This window comes from Microbacterium resistens (assembly GCF_021172025.1).
In the GTDB taxonomy this organism is placed as follows: Bacteria; Actinomycetota; Actinomycetes; order Actinomycetales; family Microbacteriaceae; genus Microbacterium; species Microbacterium resistens.
In genome coordinates this window covers 3,696,129-3,713,687 of the sequence record NZ_CP082781.1, presented here as the reverse complement: position 1 = coordinate 3,713,687, position 17,559 = coordinate 3,696,129, and the positions used below count along the sequence as shown (strand labels likewise).

At 64.3% G+C, this 17,559-nt stretch carries 10 protein-coding genes; 5 read left to right on the top strand and 5 right to left on the bottom strand.

The window, feature by feature from the left end:
- Positions 1 to 8: 8 nt before the first annotated feature.
- From K8F61_RS17500 to K8F61_RS17490, 3 genes are all read right to left on the bottom strand, one after another.
- The gene (locus K8F61_RS17500) at positions 9 to 1,631 is read right to left on the bottom strand and encodes an ABC transporter ATP-binding protein (protein ID WP_231820111.1); all 1,623 of its coding nucleotides are present in this window, start codon (positions 1,629 to 1,631) and stop codon (positions 9 to 11) included.
- Positions 1,632 to 1,683: 52 nt separating this feature from the next.
- Positions 1,684 to 2,535, bottom strand: coding sequence for an ABC transporter permease (locus K8F61_RS17495; RefSeq protein WP_067247244.1), 852 nt, complete (start codon positions 2,533 to 2,535; stop codon positions 1,684 to 1,686).
- 203 nt (positions 2,536 to 2,738) lie between these two features.
- Positions 2,739 to 3,905, bottom strand: a complete 1,167-nt coding sequence (locus tag K8F61_RS17490) for a nucleotide sugar dehydrogenase (RefSeq protein WP_231820110.1) — start codon at positions 3,903 to 3,905, stop codon at positions 2,739 to 2,741.
- Between the two features lie 39 nt (positions 3,906 to 3,944).
- Here K8F61_RS17490 and K8F61_RS17485 point away from each other — a divergent pair, with 39 nt between their 5' ends.
- Both K8F61_RS17485 and K8F61_RS17480 read left to right on the top strand, forming a co-directional pair.
- Positions 3,945 to 6,275, top strand: a complete 2,331-nt coding sequence (locus K8F61_RS17485; protein WP_231820109.1) for a glycosyltransferase — start codon at positions 3,945 to 3,947, stop codon at positions 6,273 to 6,275.
- A gap of 113 nt (positions 6,276 to 6,388) precedes the next feature.
- On the top strand, positions 6,389 to 8,785 hold the full coding sequence (locus K8F61_RS17480) for a glycosyltransferase (RefSeq protein WP_231821574.1): 2,397 nt from the start codon (positions 6,389 to 6,391) through the stop codon (positions 8,783 to 8,785).
- On the opposite strand, the gene K8F61_RS17475 is transcribed toward K8F61_RS17480, so the two are convergent.
- A complete protein-coding gene (locus K8F61_RS17475; RefSeq protein WP_231820108.1) occupies positions 8,696 to 9,796 on the bottom strand; it encodes a hypothetical protein in 1,101 nt (366 codons plus the stop codon). The genes K8F61_RS17480 and K8F61_RS17475 overlap by 90 nt on opposite strands.
- 33 nt (positions 9,797 to 9,829) lie before the next feature.
- On the opposite strand from K8F61_RS17475, the gene K8F61_RS17470 reads away from it, so the two are divergent.
- The gene (locus K8F61_RS17470; RefSeq protein ID WP_231820107.1) at positions 9,830 to 10,867 is read left to right on the top strand and encodes a polysaccharide pyruvyl transferase family protein; all 1,038 of its coding nucleotides are present in this window, start codon (positions 9,830 to 9,832) and stop codon (positions 10,865 to 10,867) included.
- A gap of 128 nt (positions 10,868 to 10,995) precedes the next feature.
- On the opposite strand, the gene K8F61_RS17465 is transcribed toward K8F61_RS17470, so the two are convergent.
- Positions 10,996 to 13,707: a glycosyltransferase gene (locus K8F61_RS17465; protein WP_231820106.1), complete on the bottom strand. Its 2,712-nt coding sequence runs from the start codon at positions 13,705 to 13,707 to the stop codon at positions 10,996 to 10,998.
- Between the two features lie 1,039 nt (positions 13,708 to 14,746).
- Here K8F61_RS17465 and K8F61_RS17460 point away from each other — a divergent pair.
- Both K8F61_RS17460 and K8F61_RS17455 read left to right on the top strand, forming a co-directional pair.
- Positions 14,747 to 15,898 carry a glycosyltransferase family 61 protein gene (locus K8F61_RS17460; protein ID WP_231820105.1) on the top strand — a complete coding sequence of 384 codons (1,152 nt, stop codon included), beginning with the start codon at positions 14,747 to 14,749 and terminating at the stop codon, positions 15,896 to 15,898.
- A 56-nt stretch (positions 15,899 to 15,954) separates the two neighbouring features.
- A complete protein-coding gene (locus K8F61_RS17455) occupies positions 15,955 to 17,211 on the top strand; it encodes a polysaccharide pyruvyl transferase family protein (RefSeq protein WP_169797688.1) in 1,257 nt (418 codons plus the stop codon).
- The last annotated feature ends 348 nt before the right edge of the window (positions 17,212 to 17,559 follow it).

Below are 17,559 nucleotides of genomic sequence, written 5' to 3'. Positions count from 1 at the left end.
ACGACCGCTCAGGGATCGAGGGTCGGAAGAGGCGTCGGCTCGATGGTCGGCGTCGGATCGACGGGCGGGTCGGACGGATCGACGGGCGGGTCCGACGGATCGACCGGCGGCTCCGAGGGCTCCACGGGCGGGCTGCTCGGCTCCTGCGGAGTCGTCGGCGCCGGCGCGGGCTCCTCCGGCTCGGGGTCCGGTTCGAAGAACTCGTCCGCCGGCACCTCGGGGACCGGGGTGGGCGTGGGAAGCACGCGGGTGACCGTGAGGGGGGCGCTGGTCCGGGTCCCGTCCGCGTTCTCGGCGGTCACCGTGTAGACGGTGGATCCCGTCGCACACGAGAACGGGACGACGCGATCCGTGATCCGCGCGGGCAGCGCGGCGGCCACCGGGAAATCGAGCGCGTCGACCTGCGCGGGGCCCGCGCCCAGGGCGACCTTCTCCGCGTTGTCGATCTGCCAGCTCAGCAGGACCTGCGCCTTGGCGTCCTCCGCGGGGCAATCGACGGTCACGGCGTTCGCGGTGAAGCTGCGGATCACCGGTCGTTCATCGGCCGCGCCGTCGGCTCGGGGCGGAGACGACGGCTCGGGTCCGGACGGCGCCGCGACGCTGGCGAGCGCGCCGATGATCGCGCCGGCCGCCACCGCGAGAAGCACGGCGACGCCGGTGAGCACCATGAGCAGGACGCTGCGCTTCTGCGTGCGCTGCGCGGCGCGACGGTGGCGTTCCCGACGCGCGACGGTGCGGGCGCCGAGCTCGGTCGCCGACGCGACGCCCTCGGCCGCCGGTGCGCGTCCGCTCGCCGCGGCACCGTCGGCTCCGGGGCGAGGCTCGAATCCCACGGCGATCGGCGCGTTCTTCGTCGAGGGCTTCGCCGCGGACGCCGCGCCCACGGCATTGGCGCCGGGCTTCTTCGTCCAGGCGAGATACTCGTCGACGACCTCGTCGGAGGGCCCGTCCGCGATCAGTTCGCCCTTGTGCACCCACAGCACGCGCTCGCACGTGCTCTTGAGCGAGCCCGCCGAGTGGCTGACGATCATCACCAATCCCGCGCTGTCGCGCAGCTCGTTGATCCGCTTCTCGCTCTTCGTCCGGAAGCGGCGGTCCCCCACCGCCAGCGCCTCGTCGATGAGGAGGATCGAGTGCGCCTTCGCGGAGGCGATGGCGAACTTCAGGCGCGCGGCCATGCCCGACGAGTAGGTGCGCATCGGGTGGTAGATGAAGTCGTTGAGCTCCGCGAAGTCCGCGATCTCCCCCACTCGCGCGGCCGCCTCGTCGGCGGGGAAGCCCATGGCGAGCAGACCGAGCTTGATGTTGTTCTCGCCCGAGAGCTCGGGCACGAGCGCCGCGTTCACGCCGAGGAGAACGGGACGATCGCGCGCGTAGATCGCGCCCTCGGACGGCGGAATGAGGCCGGTCATCGCCTTGAAGAGCGTGGACTTTCCGGAACCGTTGTGGCCGACGACGCCGATCGACTCGCCTTCTCTCGCGGTGAAGCTCACGCCCCGCAGAGCGGGGACCGTCTGGAGATCGCGCCCACCGCGGATGCTCCGTAGGCTGAACAGCGACTCGCTCCCCGACACGCGCTTCCCTGACGCATATACACGGTAGTTCACGTGGACGTCGTCCGCGACGATCATGGCGCGAGGCTCCGCGTCGAGGGACTCTGTCAGTCGATCGGGAAGCAGGAGATCAGTCACTGAGGCCATACCTCGGCTCGCCCTGCCAGAAGAAGATCACGCCGCCGACGATCATCACCAGTGCCCAAGTCGGCGCAGCGATCCAGGCGAGCAGCGGGGCCGAGTGCCCGGACAGAAGCACATCACGAGCGAGTGAGATGAAGTCGTAGGTCGGGATGAGGTGTGCGATCGTCAGCAGCGCCGGATAATCGGCCAGGGCGCCGTCGATGTTGAAGATGATGCCCGTCGCGTAGAAGAGAACGCGGTTGATGATCGGGATCAGTTGTTGGATGTCCCGCGTCCGCACCGAGATCCGGGACACGACGAGAGTCAATCCGAGGTTGAAGACTCCCATGGCGGCGAGGAGCGGGATCATGAGCAACCAGGACCAACTGATCGGTTCGCCGAAGATGAGCAGCAGGATGCCTAGCAGCAGCATCACGGGGATCATCCGCATCGCCTGTTCCGCGACAACGGATATCGGAAGCAGGATGCGCGGGAATCCGAAGCTCTGCACGAGCTTCGTGTTTCCTGTGATCGCCTTCGAGCCGTTGCCGAAGCAGCTCGTAAAGAATTCGAAGACAAAGACACCGACGATGAGGAACTGCAAAAAGTTCGCAGGGCGAGCCGCTCCGGAGAGGATGAAATGGAAGATCGTCCCGTAGATGATCGCGATCGACAGCGGCTTGAGCACGATCCAGAGCACGCCCAACCGGTTCGGCAGCAGACTGCCGATCAGCCGGCTTCCCGCGAGCCGCAGGGCGAAGGTGCGCATGTGCCAGGCCTCGGCCAGGTAGGCCCCCAGCGGTGGTCGCGTTCCCACCGCGATCAGCCCGGCGCCCGCAGGCACAGTGATCGCTCCCATGCGGATCCCTACCTTCCTGCGCGACGCGTGTTGCGCCTGCATGAGGCGCGGGCACACCGGAACATGTTACCGCACAGCGTCCGCACCCTCCTGGGGTCGCTGCCACACCATTACGCATGGTGACGGCGAGCCGTAGCGGCCTCTCGTCCGCGAGGGTAGCCACGGCCAATTGCAACCGAGTCCCCCTCCCACCCGGTGAAAACTCAGTCGCGGCCGTAGATGTCGCGAGTATAGATCTTGTCCGCGACATCGGCGAGGGCGTCGGTGGCGCGGTTGGCGATGATCACGTCCGCCCGGGCCTTGAACTCGTCCAGGTCGCGCACCACCTCGGAGTGGAAGAACTCGTCATCCTCGAGGGTCGGCTCGTACACGACGACCTCGATCCCCTTCGCCTTGATCCGCTTCATGATGCCCTGGATCGACGACGCACGGAAGTTGTCGGAACCCGACTTCATCACGAGCCGGTAGACGCCGACCGTCCGCGGGCCACGCGCGAGGATGTCCGCGGCGACGAAGTCCTTGCGCGTGCGGTTGGCGTCGACGATCGCCGCGATCAGGTTCTGCGGCACCTCGGAGTAGTTCGCGAGCAGCTGCTTGGTGTCCTTCGGCAGGCAGTAGCCGCCGTAGCCGAACGACGGATTGTTGTAGTGCGAGCCGATGCGGGGGTCGAGGCCGACGCCCTCGATGATCTGCCGGGTGTCGAGGCCGTGCACGGCGGCGTAGGTGTCGAGCTCGTTGAAGTAGGCGACGCGGAGGGCCAGGTACGTGTTGGCGAACAGCTTGATCGCCTCGGCCTCGGTGGGATCGGTGAGTAGCACCGGCACATCGGTGGCGATGGCGCCTTCCAGGAGGAGGTCGGCGAAACGCTGTCCGACGGGGCCGCGGTCTCCCACGACGATGCGCGACGGATGGAGGTTGTCGTGCAGCGCACGCCCCTCGCGGAGGAACTCCGGCGAGAACACGATCGTCGCGTGCGGGTACTCGGCGTTCATTCGGGCGGTGAAGCCCACCGGCACCGTGGACTTGATCACGATCGCGGCATCCGGGGTGATGTCGAGGACAGCGGCGATGACGCCCTCGACCGAGGACGTGTCGAAGTAGTTGGTGACCTCGTCGTAGTTCGTCGGGGTCGCGACGACGACGAACTCGGCGGCACGGTAGGCCTCCTCCGCATCGGTCGTCGCGGTGAGATCGAGCTCCCGGGTGGCGAGATAGTCCTCGAGCTCGGGATCGGCGATCGGCGAGACCCGCCGACCCAGCATCTCCACCTTCACGGGATCGATGTCGAGGGCGACCACCTGATGGTGCTGAGCGAGGATGACGGCGTTGGACAGACCGACGTATCCGGTCCCCGCGATGGCGATCTTCATTCCCTTAGGTTATCCAGCCCGCGGATAGACTCGGCTCCGATGACCCCGCGCCCTCTGCTCACCATCGTCATCCCCGTCTCGAACGACGAGACGACCGTGGCGACAGCCATCGACAGTGCTCTCTCGCAGACGGTCCCCGACATCGAAATCGTCTGCGTCGACGATGCCTCCACGGACGGCACGGCGACGATCCTCGAACGGTTCCGGGAACGTGACCCGCGCGTTCGCGTCCTGCACCATGATCGCAACCTCTCCGCGTTCGAGGCGAGGCGCACCGGCATCCTGGCCGCGCGCGCTGATCACGTTCTCTTCCTCGACGGCGACGATGAGCTGGAGTCGAATGCCGTAGCCACCACGATCACTCGGGCTCGGGAATCGGGCGCCGACATCGTCGGGTTCGGCGTGACCGTGGTCGAGCGCGACGGCCGTACCGGGAGCCCTTACGAAGCCCGGCTGCAGCCTCCGCAGCTCACCCTCGCCGGCGACGACGTGCTGCGCGCGCTCTTCCCGGTCGGCAGGCCCGCGCAGGGCCAGCTGTGGCGGTTCCTCTTCCGCACGAGCGTGCTGCGTGAGGCGTACGCCCTGCTGCCGGACGAACTCGTGCTGGCGCGCATCAACGATCTCCCGCTGCTCTTCCTCGCTGCGTCGCACGCGACGAGCTACACGGCGGTGCCGGACAAGCTGTATCGGTATCACTTCGGCCGGGGTGGCAGCGGGCATCGCGTCGACAGCGTCGAGCGGGCACGGTTCTACACGGGGGCGATCACCTCGGTCGACTCGATCGGTCCGGCCGTCGAGACGCTCGCGGAGAGCCATCACGACCCGGATCTCCTGCGCGCGACGTACACGTCGGTGCGCCTGTCGATCATCGGCTACGTCTGCTACCAGCTCGTCGAGCACAGCGACGAGACGATGCTCGACAGCGCGCTCACGCACCTGCACACGGTCGCGACCGACCATGACATCGTGCTTGCAGCGGCATGCTTCTACCCGGCGACGCTCAGGGCTCTCAAATATCACGCGACGTGGCAGGGCCTGCCGGAAAGCGGGGTACGCAGCATCCTGCTCGTCACCTCGACGCTGCGCACCGGCGGCGTCTCCGCGGTGCTCGCCTCGCAGGCGCGCTACCTGCGCGAAGCGGGCTACCGCGTCACCGTCGTCGCACGAAACGGCGGGAACGATGCGAGCGTGCTGCCCGCAGGCGTTCCGTTCATCGAACTGGCCTCGCGTCAGCTCCCCGCACAGCTGACGCAGTGGGCGGAGATCTGCCGGGCGCACGAGATCGATCTCGTCATCGACCACCAGGTGCTGTACTCCGATGCCTGGCCGGAGTTCGCGCTCATGGCACGGGCGGAGGGCGCGGCCACAATCGGCTGGCTGCACAACTTCGTCGCACGGCCGGTGTACGACGGCAACGAGCGGCTGACACTTATCGAGCGGTGCAGCCCGGTGCTTGCGCAACTCATCACACTCTCTCCGCTCGATGTGGCCTACTTCCGCCTCCGCGGGATCGAGCACGTGGCCCACCTGCCCAATCCCCCATCGCCCCTGCTGCTCGAATCGGCGACGGACGCCCGCGAGAGGTCCGCCCCGACCGAACGACTCGAGCTGGTCTGGTGGGGCCGGCTGGAGCAGCGAACGAAGCAGGTGCGCGAGCTCGTCGCGGTCGGCGCGCAGTTGCGCGCCCTCGAGGTGCCGTTCCGACTGAGGATCATCGGCCCCGACTGGGACGACGTCACGGCCAAGAAACTGAACGCGCTCGCCCGTCGCCGGGGCGTCGGTGACGCCGTCCACGCGGTCGGGCCGCTGCGGGGAGAGGCACTGATCGCCGCGATCGACAGGGCGGACGCCTTCGTCTCGACGAGCGCCATCGAGGGATATCAGCTCACGATCGCCGAAGCACAGTCACGCGGGCTGCCCGTGTTCATGTACGAGCTGCCCTGGCTCACCCTCGTGCAGGGAAACGACGGCGTGGTCGCGGTGCCGCAGGGGGATGCGCGCGGGCTCGCGAGCCGGCTCGCCGACACCCTCGCGGATCCCGAGCACTACGCCGCTCTGTCACGGGCGTCGCTGGAGGCCGCGGCGCGGGCGCGCGCCTACGACTTCCCCCAGCTGTACCGTGGCGTCGTCACCGGCGCGCTCCCGTCGGAGTTCTCACCGCAGCCCACGCTCGACGACGCCCGGCAATTGCTCGGTTTGATGGTCTTCTTCGCAGAGCGCGCCGGCGGACGCACACGGGCGGCGGACACCTCGACCTGGGGAGCACGAGCATGGCAGGCGGCCGCTCCCCTCGGTCGGGTGGCACTGCGGCGCATTCCGGGGCTGCAGCCCCTCGCCTACCGTGCGAAGGGGTGGCTCGGCGCGCGCTGAGGCTCTTCGCATCGCTCGGGCGCATCCGAAAACGCGCCGTAGGATGGTCGCGGCGCCCCGCCGGATGCGCCCCGTGCGCCCACGCTGTCGGCAGTCCTTCGAATGGAGCATTGATGCATCACGCCCCTCAGGTCTCGATCGTGATGCCTGTCTTCAACGACGAGGAGACCGTCGCGGCGGCGCTGGACAGCTGCCTCGCGCAGACGGGTGCTTACATCGAAGTGATCTGCGTGGATGACGCGTCCACGGACGGTACGGCAGCCATCATCGACCGGTACGTTGCTCGCGATTCGCGCGTTCGTCTGCTCCGCCAGCCGGACAACCGTTCTGCCCTTCAGGCCCGCCGCGCCGGGATCCTTGCGGCGCGCGGCGAGTATGTCCTTTTCGTCGACGGTGACGACGAGCTGCTCCCCACAGCTGCCGAGAAGTCCCTCGCCTCGGCACAGCACGACAAGGCCGATCTCGTCGGGTTCGCCGTCGAAACCGTGGGGCCAGACGGAGGAGTGTTCGTCGCTTACCAGAAGAGACTCGCGCCCAAGCACAAGCGCCTTACCGGCGATAACGTGCTCGCAGAGCTCTTCCCAATCGGCAAGCCCGCTCAAGGCCAGCTGTGGCGCTTCCTCTTCCGGACACAGCTGCTCCGCGATGCATACGCGCTCCTTCCTGAGGACCTCGTCCTGCCGCGGATCAACGACCTTCCACTCCTTTACCTGGCTACGGCGCTCGCGGCCAAATACGTCGCTATCCCGGATCGCCTATACCGATATCACTTCGGTCGGGGCAGGAGCGGGCAAGTCGTGGACACCATGGAGCAGGCGCGGTTCTATGCCGACGCCATCCGATCGGTCGAGAGCATCTCCCCGGCCGTCCGCTCCATCGCGCAAACGCGAGGCTACCCCGACGACCTGCTCGACAACTACGAATCGGTGCGCCTTTCGATCATCGGATACGTTTCCACCTATCTGTTGAAGCACACCCGCGAGGACCTTCTCACCGCAGTCATCGAACATCTTCACGCGTGCGCATCAGCGACAGACCTGATCGTCGCCGCCGTCCGGTTCTACCCGGAGGTTCTCCCGGCGCTAAAGTCCCACAGCGCACGGACGAAACGCGAAGAACGCACCGTGGGAAGCATCCTGCTCACGACGCGAGCCCTCACGACGGGCGGAGTGTCAGGCGTCCTGCTCTCGCAAGCCGATCTCCTCACCCGCGCCGGATATAACGTGGTCATCGTCGCGCGCCGCTTCGGAAGCGATCGCGCAGCAGTTCCGGAAGGCATCCCCTTCATCGAGATGTCGGGACGCGGCCTGCCCGAGCGTCTCGTCGAGTGGTCGGAGATCTGCCGCACCAACGAGGTGGACCTGATCATCGACCACCAGATCCTCTACAGCAGAGATTGGCCGGAGTATGCGCTCGTCGCTCGCGCGGCCGGCGCCGCCACGGTGGGGTGGATTCATAACTTCGCCGGCCGTCCACTCTACGACCAGAACGGCCTTCACGAGCTCCTGAAGGAGAACGCTCCCCTGCTCGACAGGCTCGTGACGCTTTCGCCGCTCGATGTGGCGTTCTGGAAGCTGCGCGGGGTGAATCACGCGGTATACCTGCCCAACCCGCCGTCACCGCTGCTCCTGGACTCCACCGCTACCGAACCTAAGCACCTCTCCGACGGTCCGATGGAGCTCATCTGGTGGGGTCGCCTGGAGGAACGCACCAAGCAGGTAAGCCAGCTCATCGAGGTCGCCGTTCACCTCCGCAAGCTGGCCGTGGACTTTCGCCTCACGGTCATCGGCCCGGACTGGGGCGAGTGGACTGAATCCCGATTCAACGCGCTCGCGCAGGCTCGCCGCGTCGACAAGAACGTCCGGGCGATCGGCGAGCTTCGGGGGCAGCACCTGGTCGACGCCATCGACCGGGCAGATGCGTTCGTGTCGACAAGCATCATCGAGGGTTATCCGCTCACCATTCTCGAAGCACAAGCCCGCGGGCTCCCGGTCTTCATGTACGAGCTGCCGTGGCTCGCGATGCTCCCCGGCAACGAAGGCATCGTATCCGCTCCGCAGGGCGATGCCGCCGCGCTCGCCGCGAGGATCGCGGCCGTTGCGGAATCGCCAAGTCGCTACAGCGCGCTTTCCCGCGCGTCCGTCGAGGCTGCCAGCCGAGCTCTCTCCTATGACTTCGGAGAGTTGTATGAGCAAGTTATCACGGGCGAGATCCCAGACGAGTTCTCACCGGAGCCGTCCAGCGAAGACTCGCGCCGCCTGCTCGACTTGATGATCTTCTTCGCTGAGAAGGGTGTCGCAGCTCGTGAAACTGACACGGCGGCGCTCCGCGAGAAGTCGACGCCTTCGAGGGACGCACGTCTGTCGGGCACGCGCCTGGACAGCTCCTTTGCCCATCGTGCATGGCGGGTCGCTACGCCGTTAGGACGCGTCTTTCTCCAGCTTCTTCCCGGAGCGCGACCCCTCGCCCATCGAATGAAGCACCGCCTCCTCCTGCGAACGCAGAGATAGCGCAGCGGACGCGAAGACATCGGCATATGCCGAGTGAACGACGGCGAGGTCCCGGCCCTCCAAGTCGGGGCCGGTCGTTCGGCGGTCGCGACGCAGCGACGCAAAGGCTGCGTCCAGTGACGCAGCGGTGATCGGCCCCTCGGAAAGATGGACCCAACCGGGGCCGACAGTCCGCGTGAGCGCCGCCGTCGTATCGTTGAGAGGCACGATCACGGGTCGGTCAAGCGAGAGAGCGAGAAAGACGCGCTGCTCGTCTTCGTAGGTCTCGACACGGGGTACTGCGACCAGCTCGGCGGCCTGGATCTCCTGTACCTGTGCGCCATCCGAGAGCAGCTCGACACGAGTGGACAAGGTCGGCGAACGGCGCGCGAGCGCCGAGCGGACATGCGCCTCGAGCTCGGACGACAGCAATCCGGCCAGGCGCAACTCCACGCCAGGGGTCTGTGCGACGCGTGCGGCGCCGAGTACGCTGCGCACGCTGTCGGGGAGATGTCCGGGGCTCACGCACAGTACCCGGCCGGGCGTGAGTTCGCCGCGGGGAAAGCCGAGGAATCGATCGCGGTAGTGGGGGTGGGGGATCACAGTTGTTCGCGCCGGATCCGGTGTCGGGGTGGCATCATCCGTGACGACGAACCTGCTGGTCGCACGGTCCAAAAGCCGACGCCCGAGCATATCCGCCCGACGCGGCCCCGGTGACTTATCGGATCGATGAATCATCCGGACGAGCGCGATCCGATGGCGACGCAGGTTCCGGATCAATGCGAGAGTGGAAAGCAGCCGCTGAAGGCCTCCGGTGCCGCGCGCGCCCAAGAGCGAATCGAGAGCAGCGTCCGCGACATGCAGCACATCCACATCGAACCGCGTCAGCACGCCGCGCGAGCAACGGAACTCGATGTCGGACTGCGATCCGACCACTTGATCGATGTATCGCAGCACCGGTGCCGGCGGACGGTGGGTCACCTGGACGGCGAGCCGTGGCACGTCGGTGCTGGGACGATCGGCGTGTGGCATCTCACCATATTATGCTGGCCCAGACGAGGGGAAATGACCGTGCAGCACGTCTTCGTGAACCCGGCTGGCCAGGACGACAATCTGGGCGACTCAGCCTTACGAGCAGGACTGCTTCGCGCTCTTGACACCCCGGGGGTTCAGTTGCATGTGCATCTCGAAGCGCAATCCTCCGACTATCTGGCAGGGATTCCCCTTAGCCCCCGAGACATCTTCTACGAGTCCCGGCCCGCGTGGCTGACCGCGAGCCGGGAGACCGTGCGTCCGATCTACATCGTCAATGCAGGCGAAATCAATCCCCATCCTGATAGGCCGTACCCTCTGGCCGGACGCGCCGCGGAACTGAGATCGATCGCCGACCGAGGCGGGGTCATCATCGCGGCGGGCATGGGGCTTAAGCATCCGACCGTCGCTCATCGGGTCGAGTTCGACCCAGCCTTACGAGACGCTTCGATCGTCTCGTGGCGTGACCACGGGTCTCGTGACGCGGCCGGCTTCGGGGACGCGGCTCCGGACTGGGCTTTCGCACTCGGAACCGATGTATCAAGCTGGATACCCCCCACTTCTCGGACCCACGTGGCCGTCACCTTGCGATTCGACCGCCCATGGCCGGACACCGAATGGTTCGATGCAGTGCGCGCTTTCGCCGAACGCACTGAAACGCGAATCGTCACGCTCGCCCAGGTGGCGCGCGATGCACCCCGCGCCGTGCGGTTGGCGGAAGAGCTGGAGGCAGAGTTCCTCATGGCGCCCAGCACCAGCCATGACGATCTCGATGCCCACGTGCGCGCCGTGTACGCAACGTGTCTGGCTGTCGTCAGTGATCGCGCACACGCCCTGATAATGGGGGCGACAGAGGGCGCATACCCCATCGGCACGGCGGTGGACGCACAGAAGCTCCACCGCCTGCTTGACACAGCGGACGTTGGTAGGCTCACCGGAACTCATGACGATCTCGCTACGCGGACAGTGCGACTGGAGTCTGCTCTGCCGGGGCTTGCTCCCGCCATTGACTCGTCACGACAACGGCTTGACGATCTCACCGCCCGTATCCGGACCGTTATTCATGGTTGATGTCCCGACGCGCCGCCAATCAACCTCGAATCGGGGGCGCTAGGTCCGCCGTCCACAGAAGTGCCTATTTACTCAAGAACAAACACGATCGACAGATTACTTCGCTGCTCGAGGCAACTCACGCCCGGTCACTCGAACGCATATACCTGCACTGTCTCGCCTCGATGAATACGCACTCCAAAATTCTCATCACCGCGGACTGGCGCACCGGGGAAAATCGGCAGTGCCACGAGACGTGTGGTGGTGCCGCCGATCAGCAATGTCGCACGCACCTTCCAGCGACGCTTCATGATCATGCGCACGTTCTGCGTGGCAAGTATCGTGCCATCTGGTGCAGATTTGAGTACCAGATCGTGCACGATCTCCGTCCCGTCTACCTGTCGATAGAGTTGGGCGCTCTGTAGGGCTCTGCCTCGCGGCAGACGCAGCTGCAGACAAATGGTGTCCCTCTCAATCCACGCACCCACGACCTGTTCGGATCTCGAAAGGCGGCGTCTCAACCGTGTCGACGCCGCCAGGATTCGGTGTCTGACGCCGCCCGCGGAAACGACAGCAGGCGTCGAGGTCGTACGTCGCAGCGCGCTGATCTGCTTGCGCAGTTCGTCCGCGCGCGCCTGAGCTCGTCGCTCCACACGCGCGGCTCTGCGGATGCCTTCCTCGCTGAACCTGAGAGAAAGGTCTAGCAGCATGCGCACGTCCGACTCAGTCGGGGCGGGCGAATAGACGGCATCAGGCAGATCCCCATTGAGGAAGGCATCGTACAGACGAGAAAAATCATGCTCCGTCGCCGCGGTCGCTGCGTCAAGCGACGCTACCGAAAGCTGCGAATAGACCGAAGGGTCGGCGATGATGCTCTCGAGCTGCTCCGCCAGAGCTCGCGTGTCCTTCTGAGGGACGCTCCGCACCCCCTTGTTCCCGTCGAGGACAGCCAGCCAAGGCAGTTCATACATCACAACAGGCATCCCAAGAGCCTGCGCTTCGATGAGCGTAAGGGGGTATCCCTCGATTCCGCTGAGGGAGACATAGACATGAGCGTCGTTTAGCGCGTCGGTGAGGTCCTGGCCGCGGAGCGGCCCGGTGATGGTGACACGGGAGTCGAGCTCGCGTGCCCTCATCGACGCCCGCAGCTGGTCAGCGGTGGCGTCTGCGGAGTCCGGCCCGATGATTGTCAGGTGAAAGTCGATCGACCGCCGATTCAGTTCCTCGGCGACGTCGACGAAATCGAGGACGCGCTTGGTGTGCTGCTGCAGACGCCCCCACCACACCAACCGCAAAACGCCCCCGTCCCATCTTCTGGGAGTTCGCACAACCCCATTGGCCTCAAGCCAAGGAGAGGGAGGATTAGGGAGATAGGTAACCCGCTCGATGCCATGAGACTTCCAAAACGCAACATCTGCCTTAGACAAGACGACGACATTCGCGAGGATCGCGAGCCGCTCGACGAGGAAGGAACCGCGTGTGGTCGAGTCGTATAGGGATCGGAGCGCGAAATTGTGAAGCCATCCGATCGTCGGAATCCCCTGCGCACGCGCGGCAAGCGCGTAGAAGGGCCAGTTCTCGTTATAGAGAACATGGTGATCGATGATCACATCGACGTTGTACTCCGAACAGATCCGAAGATAGTGCGACATCTTCTCCGCGCGGTTGCGCCCAGTCCACTGGAGCACTGGCACGCTCTCCGGGAGAAGGGATGCGGTGTCTCCCAATGACTGCACCACGACAATCACTTCGTATCCGGCGTCCCGAAGAATCTTCGCCTGTGCAGCGAGCACGCCTTGGACGCCCCCGATATCGAGGTTGCCGGTGGTGAGCATCACGACCTGCGGGGGGCGCCGCCGCGGCTCGATGGGTCCCATGTCGTCTCGCGCCAGCATGAGCAACGCCTGCGAGAAGAACAAAGCCGCCGCGCGAACAGCATCAACTTTCCCGACGCGGTCAACGAGCTTCCGGACACACAGCTCTCGCAGTTCACGGTCGACGGTCCCCTCGCAACGACGAAGCAAGACCTGGATCATCGACAGACGCGCAGAGTCATAGATGGCGTCGAGGTCGTCAACGTCGGAGCGCCGTAACCCCGACGCATCGAGCGCGACTCCAACGGCATCGATGGAGTCCATTGCGCCGAGATAGAAGTCGAAGGCGTCCGCTGTCTCGCTTGCCAACCCACTCACACCACGCCGCCAGTAATACTGATAGAGCTTCTTCCTCGTAGAGACGTAGTGATTTGCCATCACGGCCCCTAGAAAGCTGATGGGTATGTCGTTCGCGCGTGGCAGTTCAAGCTCTCCGTCAAGGGCTCCGTAAGCGGCTCGCAAGAGGTCCGTGCTCCAGAGGTATCGCCACAGGTGCCCCTGAGCTACCTTTCCGGTCGGGAAGAGACCCTGCAGAATCTCGTCTCCGACGAGCTCAGAGTGGGTGGGCTGCAGATCGGAAGCGAAGCGTCCAGGATGAGCACCATCCTCGCTGACGACTTCGACCCCGAAGCCGACAAGATCGGCATTGTTCTGGCGCGCGAGTGTGTATGCCACCTCGACAGCATCTGAACTCAGGCGATCGTCTCCGTCCAGGAACAGCACGTACGAACCACGGGCTTGTTCCACGCCCAGCTTGCGAGCCTGATACGCCGTTCGATTGGACTCCTGGCGAAAGAGCCGTACACGAGCATCCGTCTGCTGCACCTGTTCCACCGCTGCGCATGTTCCATCGGTCGAGGCATCGTCAACGCAGATCACCTCAAGGGATGTCCAAGTCTGGTCGAGGGCGCTGCGGATCGCATCTCGCACCCAGGCCTCGTCATTGTGCAACGGAACGACAATGGTGATGTCAGGCGATGTCGGCACGGAAAGCCCCCCCAGGCGAGATCAGAGAACGCCAACGCCGGAATCGCTGCCCGCCGTCACCCAATGACCTTACAACATCGGGAGATCCTCGCCTGATCGGAAGCGCATCATGCGACCGCTCCGATTCTCCCACTCCCAGCCCGGGGCCATCACGAGACCCGCGTGTCCGTGGCAAGTAGCTATGCGCGGACGGGGGCCATCGAAGTGATGTCGAAAGCGTTGAGGGCTCCGTTCCATCGTTGGGCCCACCGCGCTCACCTCTTCCGATCAGGTCGGAGGCATTACGGCGAGGGGGACGCGTGTGAAGCGCCGCCTACTCGGTCGGCTCGATCGAAACTCGCAGCGCGCGGACGACCTTCCGGCTCCTCGCTGCAGTCTTCGACGGCCCGAGTAGCGAGGTGATGCCAGAGGTGCTCATCGACCTCGAGGGAAGTGACGCCCCCGAAACGAGACTCGCCGCGCCGCGCGGCGCTATCAGAATGGCACCGGTCCCGCGTATGCCACCGCCCGGACGGTGACCTGCGAGCGGGCAGCGGGGACGGTTACGTCCTGATCTGTGAACGGTCCCCCTCACAAACGTCGTCCAGGCCGGAACCGGCACCACGGCACTTGCACCGAGACAGCACCCGTCCGCGCACGGGCAAGAAGGAAGGAGCTGAATGCGTCGGCCGACCTGAGCCTGCCCACACTGCAGGCACGCACGGGCCCGCGTGGGACCCAACATCGACCTCAAACGCGTCGCAGCACTAGGCAGCCGAAGAAGTGATTGCCTAGTCGCTCCTGATCTTCGGGCCTCGAACCGCCCCGCCCGAGCTCAGAAGAGTCAGATAACGCGTTCGGCACGGTAGCATGGATCCGGCATCGTCAGCGATTCAACCACTCCACCGGAAGGTACCCATTGCGTCCCAGCACCGCTGACTCGAGCGACAGTGTAATTCGCCTATACGTCGAGAACCAGGAGCACTGGCGTAAGGCCGCGCTCGCTGACCGCACTGTTTCAGAGAACCTCTCCGCACCCGAGTATGACAGGGCGACCATCTTGCCGCTGCGGAAGCTCTCAGGATCCGAAGCGGAATGGCATGGTGGGGTTATTGATTCGGAAGGCAACTTTGTCGCCGGCCACATCATGAAGGACGGCCGCATGGCCGCGAAGCGTGACGTTACGTCCGCCTACCCGCCAGGCGAGGACGTCGAAGTCCGCGAAGAAGAAGAAACAGTCATCTGGGGTGGTGGGCGGCCAATCGATCACTTTGGTCATTTCCTGATCGAGATGCTGGGCAGGCTTTGGTACCGCGTAGAGAACCCTCACCGCGCACTCAAGGTTGCATTCACGGTCGGCGACACCCCTCCCAGTGAGTCATTCCTCAAGATTCTCCACATGACAGGCTTGGCCGACGAAGACATGATTTTCGTCGACAGACCGACTCGTTTCCGGCGGGTAGTCGTACCCGACAATTCAATGTACCTCAACGGCGTCATGCATGTTGCACACACAAAGTCGGTATTCGACAAGATTCGATCTGCAGTCACGCCGATGGAGCTTGGGAAGATCTACCTGACCCGCCGGCAACTCCCTCCATCCAACGTCTCGCTTGACGTCAACGAGGAGATGCTCGAGGATTTCTTTGTCAGTCACGGATACAAGGTAGTCGCTCCGGAAAAGTTCTCATTCTCGGACCAAGTCGCCCTTATGGCCGGCGCCACGGAGGTCGCATGCACTCTCGGCACCCTGTCGCACCTTCTTGCTTTCAGTCCAGATAACGTGCGAGCAAGCATCTTCCTACGCGATAAGACTACACCGGTTCCGGTGCAGTGGTCGCTCGCTCGAATGCGCAACGCACAGGTATCAATTGTTGATTGTCTTGCTCCACTGCTTCCGACGCGACACAACACCGGTCTGCATTTTTTCATGCACACTCGTGAGTTCGATAGATTCACAAGCGAACAGTTTGGAGTACCGAGTGCGGTCTCGTCATACAGCGCCGAACCATTCGCTCTGTACTCGCCAGATCAACTCGTCAGTTACTTGCGCGAATGGTCGACATTCATGCAGTCGTTTCCCGAATCGCGACTCCCGTCCTTACCGAAACTGACAGCATCGAATCTCATTCGAGCAGTATCAAAGTACGTGAGCGGAGTCGAAGCATCGCCCGATTCGCTACGACGTATCGAACGGCAGTACGACCAGTAGCGCAATCAGACAATCATCAAACCCTCCATCATCAACATTTCATTCGCGGGAGAGCTATGCCTGATCAAACCCCTAACGTGGTCGCCGTTGGCGCCTACGAGCGCGACAACTTTGGCGACATGCTTTATGCCGAGCTGGTTGATCAGCTCGTCGGGTCACGGGCGAAATTCACATTCGCAGCACCATTCGCCCGGGACATGACGCGTGCCTTTGGACGTGATATTCCCGCTGTCGCACCTTTGCTCGATCGCGGTCCCGTCGACGCTATCTGGACAGTTGGAGGGGAGGTCGGTACAGCGGAGCTGGGCCATGCCTATCGCACCGCATTCGGAGAGAACTCCCGCGCGTTTAACCGAATGACTCCCGAGCAGCGCGAAGAAGTACTGTTTCAAGCTACGGGTACCCATGTCAGAGACTCCGCTTATATGCCTCGCCCCAGCTCTCACAGAGGCTCCGCCGATGCGGCCTTTGTCCTGAATTCTGTCGGCCTCTCAGCCATATCTCGCATCCGAGGTGCGCGGCGAGCCGCTCTCGATGCAACGTTGCACGAAGCTACTTTTATTTCAGTTAGAGACGCCCGATCGCACGATTTTCTCTCTTCGGCTGGAATTGAGCACATCTTTGTGCCAGATCTCGCACATCTAATCAGCGAGATACACTCACCAAAAGTAATCGAAGGGCGCTACGCGCTCATCCAAGTTCCGGAGTTTGCGGTGAGAGGTCACGGGGTAGAAATCTGGGCCGAAGCGATTGCAGACTCACTTTCGAACACCGGCCTCGGAGTACGCTTCTTCATGGCCGGCACTGCACCAGGACATGACACGGTCACGACCGCTGAACGGCTCGCGGAGGTCGTTGGGGCATCGCTTGGGGACGACGTGCACGTTTCTGAGGCGCGCGGTGTTTGGCCACGGGTAGATGAGATCGCGAACGCATCCCTTTGGCTCGGCGGCTCCCTCCACGGGCGAATCATCTCCTCTGCGTATGGAGTTCCGCGCGTCAGCATTGGGTCACGCAAGACCGACGCGTACGCCGCTTCGTGGGACCCGACGATGCCCTTTGGTGCAACACCTGAAACCCTTGGTGATGCGGTCACTGCCGCGATCACCACCAAGCACGACGCGAAGGGCTCTGCATCGCTCGCTTCGCAGGCTCGCAGCGGCATCGAGAGGGCATTGGCGCACGTTGTAGATTTTTCGGGGCGCTCTCGTACCGACATCGTCGCCGCTCGGCTGCAATACCGTGTCGACGAGGTCGAGGCGTTGCGTCGGATTGCTCAGGATCAGGAGCGCCAGCTCAACGCGACCAAGTAGGGCGACCCCTAAGCGCTCGCGGTCCTGCGCGATCCATGTCACGATCGTGATCCATAGCTGCTCTGCCGGTCCAGGACCAGACCAGGAGGACTGGCTGCAGAGATTGAGAGCCCGGTAGTTAGCCGCGACGCGGAGTCCGTTGGTAGTGAGCTTTGTCACGAGTTGTGCCGCTTGACCGTTCTTCGGACATCTGTGGGTCATCGGCGGCGTCCGGCGACGAGGAGGATGCAGACGGTTGACGCGATTTCGGTCCGCTCTCGAGGCGGTGATGGAAGTCGATGATCCCGTTTGCGGTGTCGGCGCCCCTTTGTTTGCGCGACCTGTGTCGAGTTGCCCATAGGTGGGTGC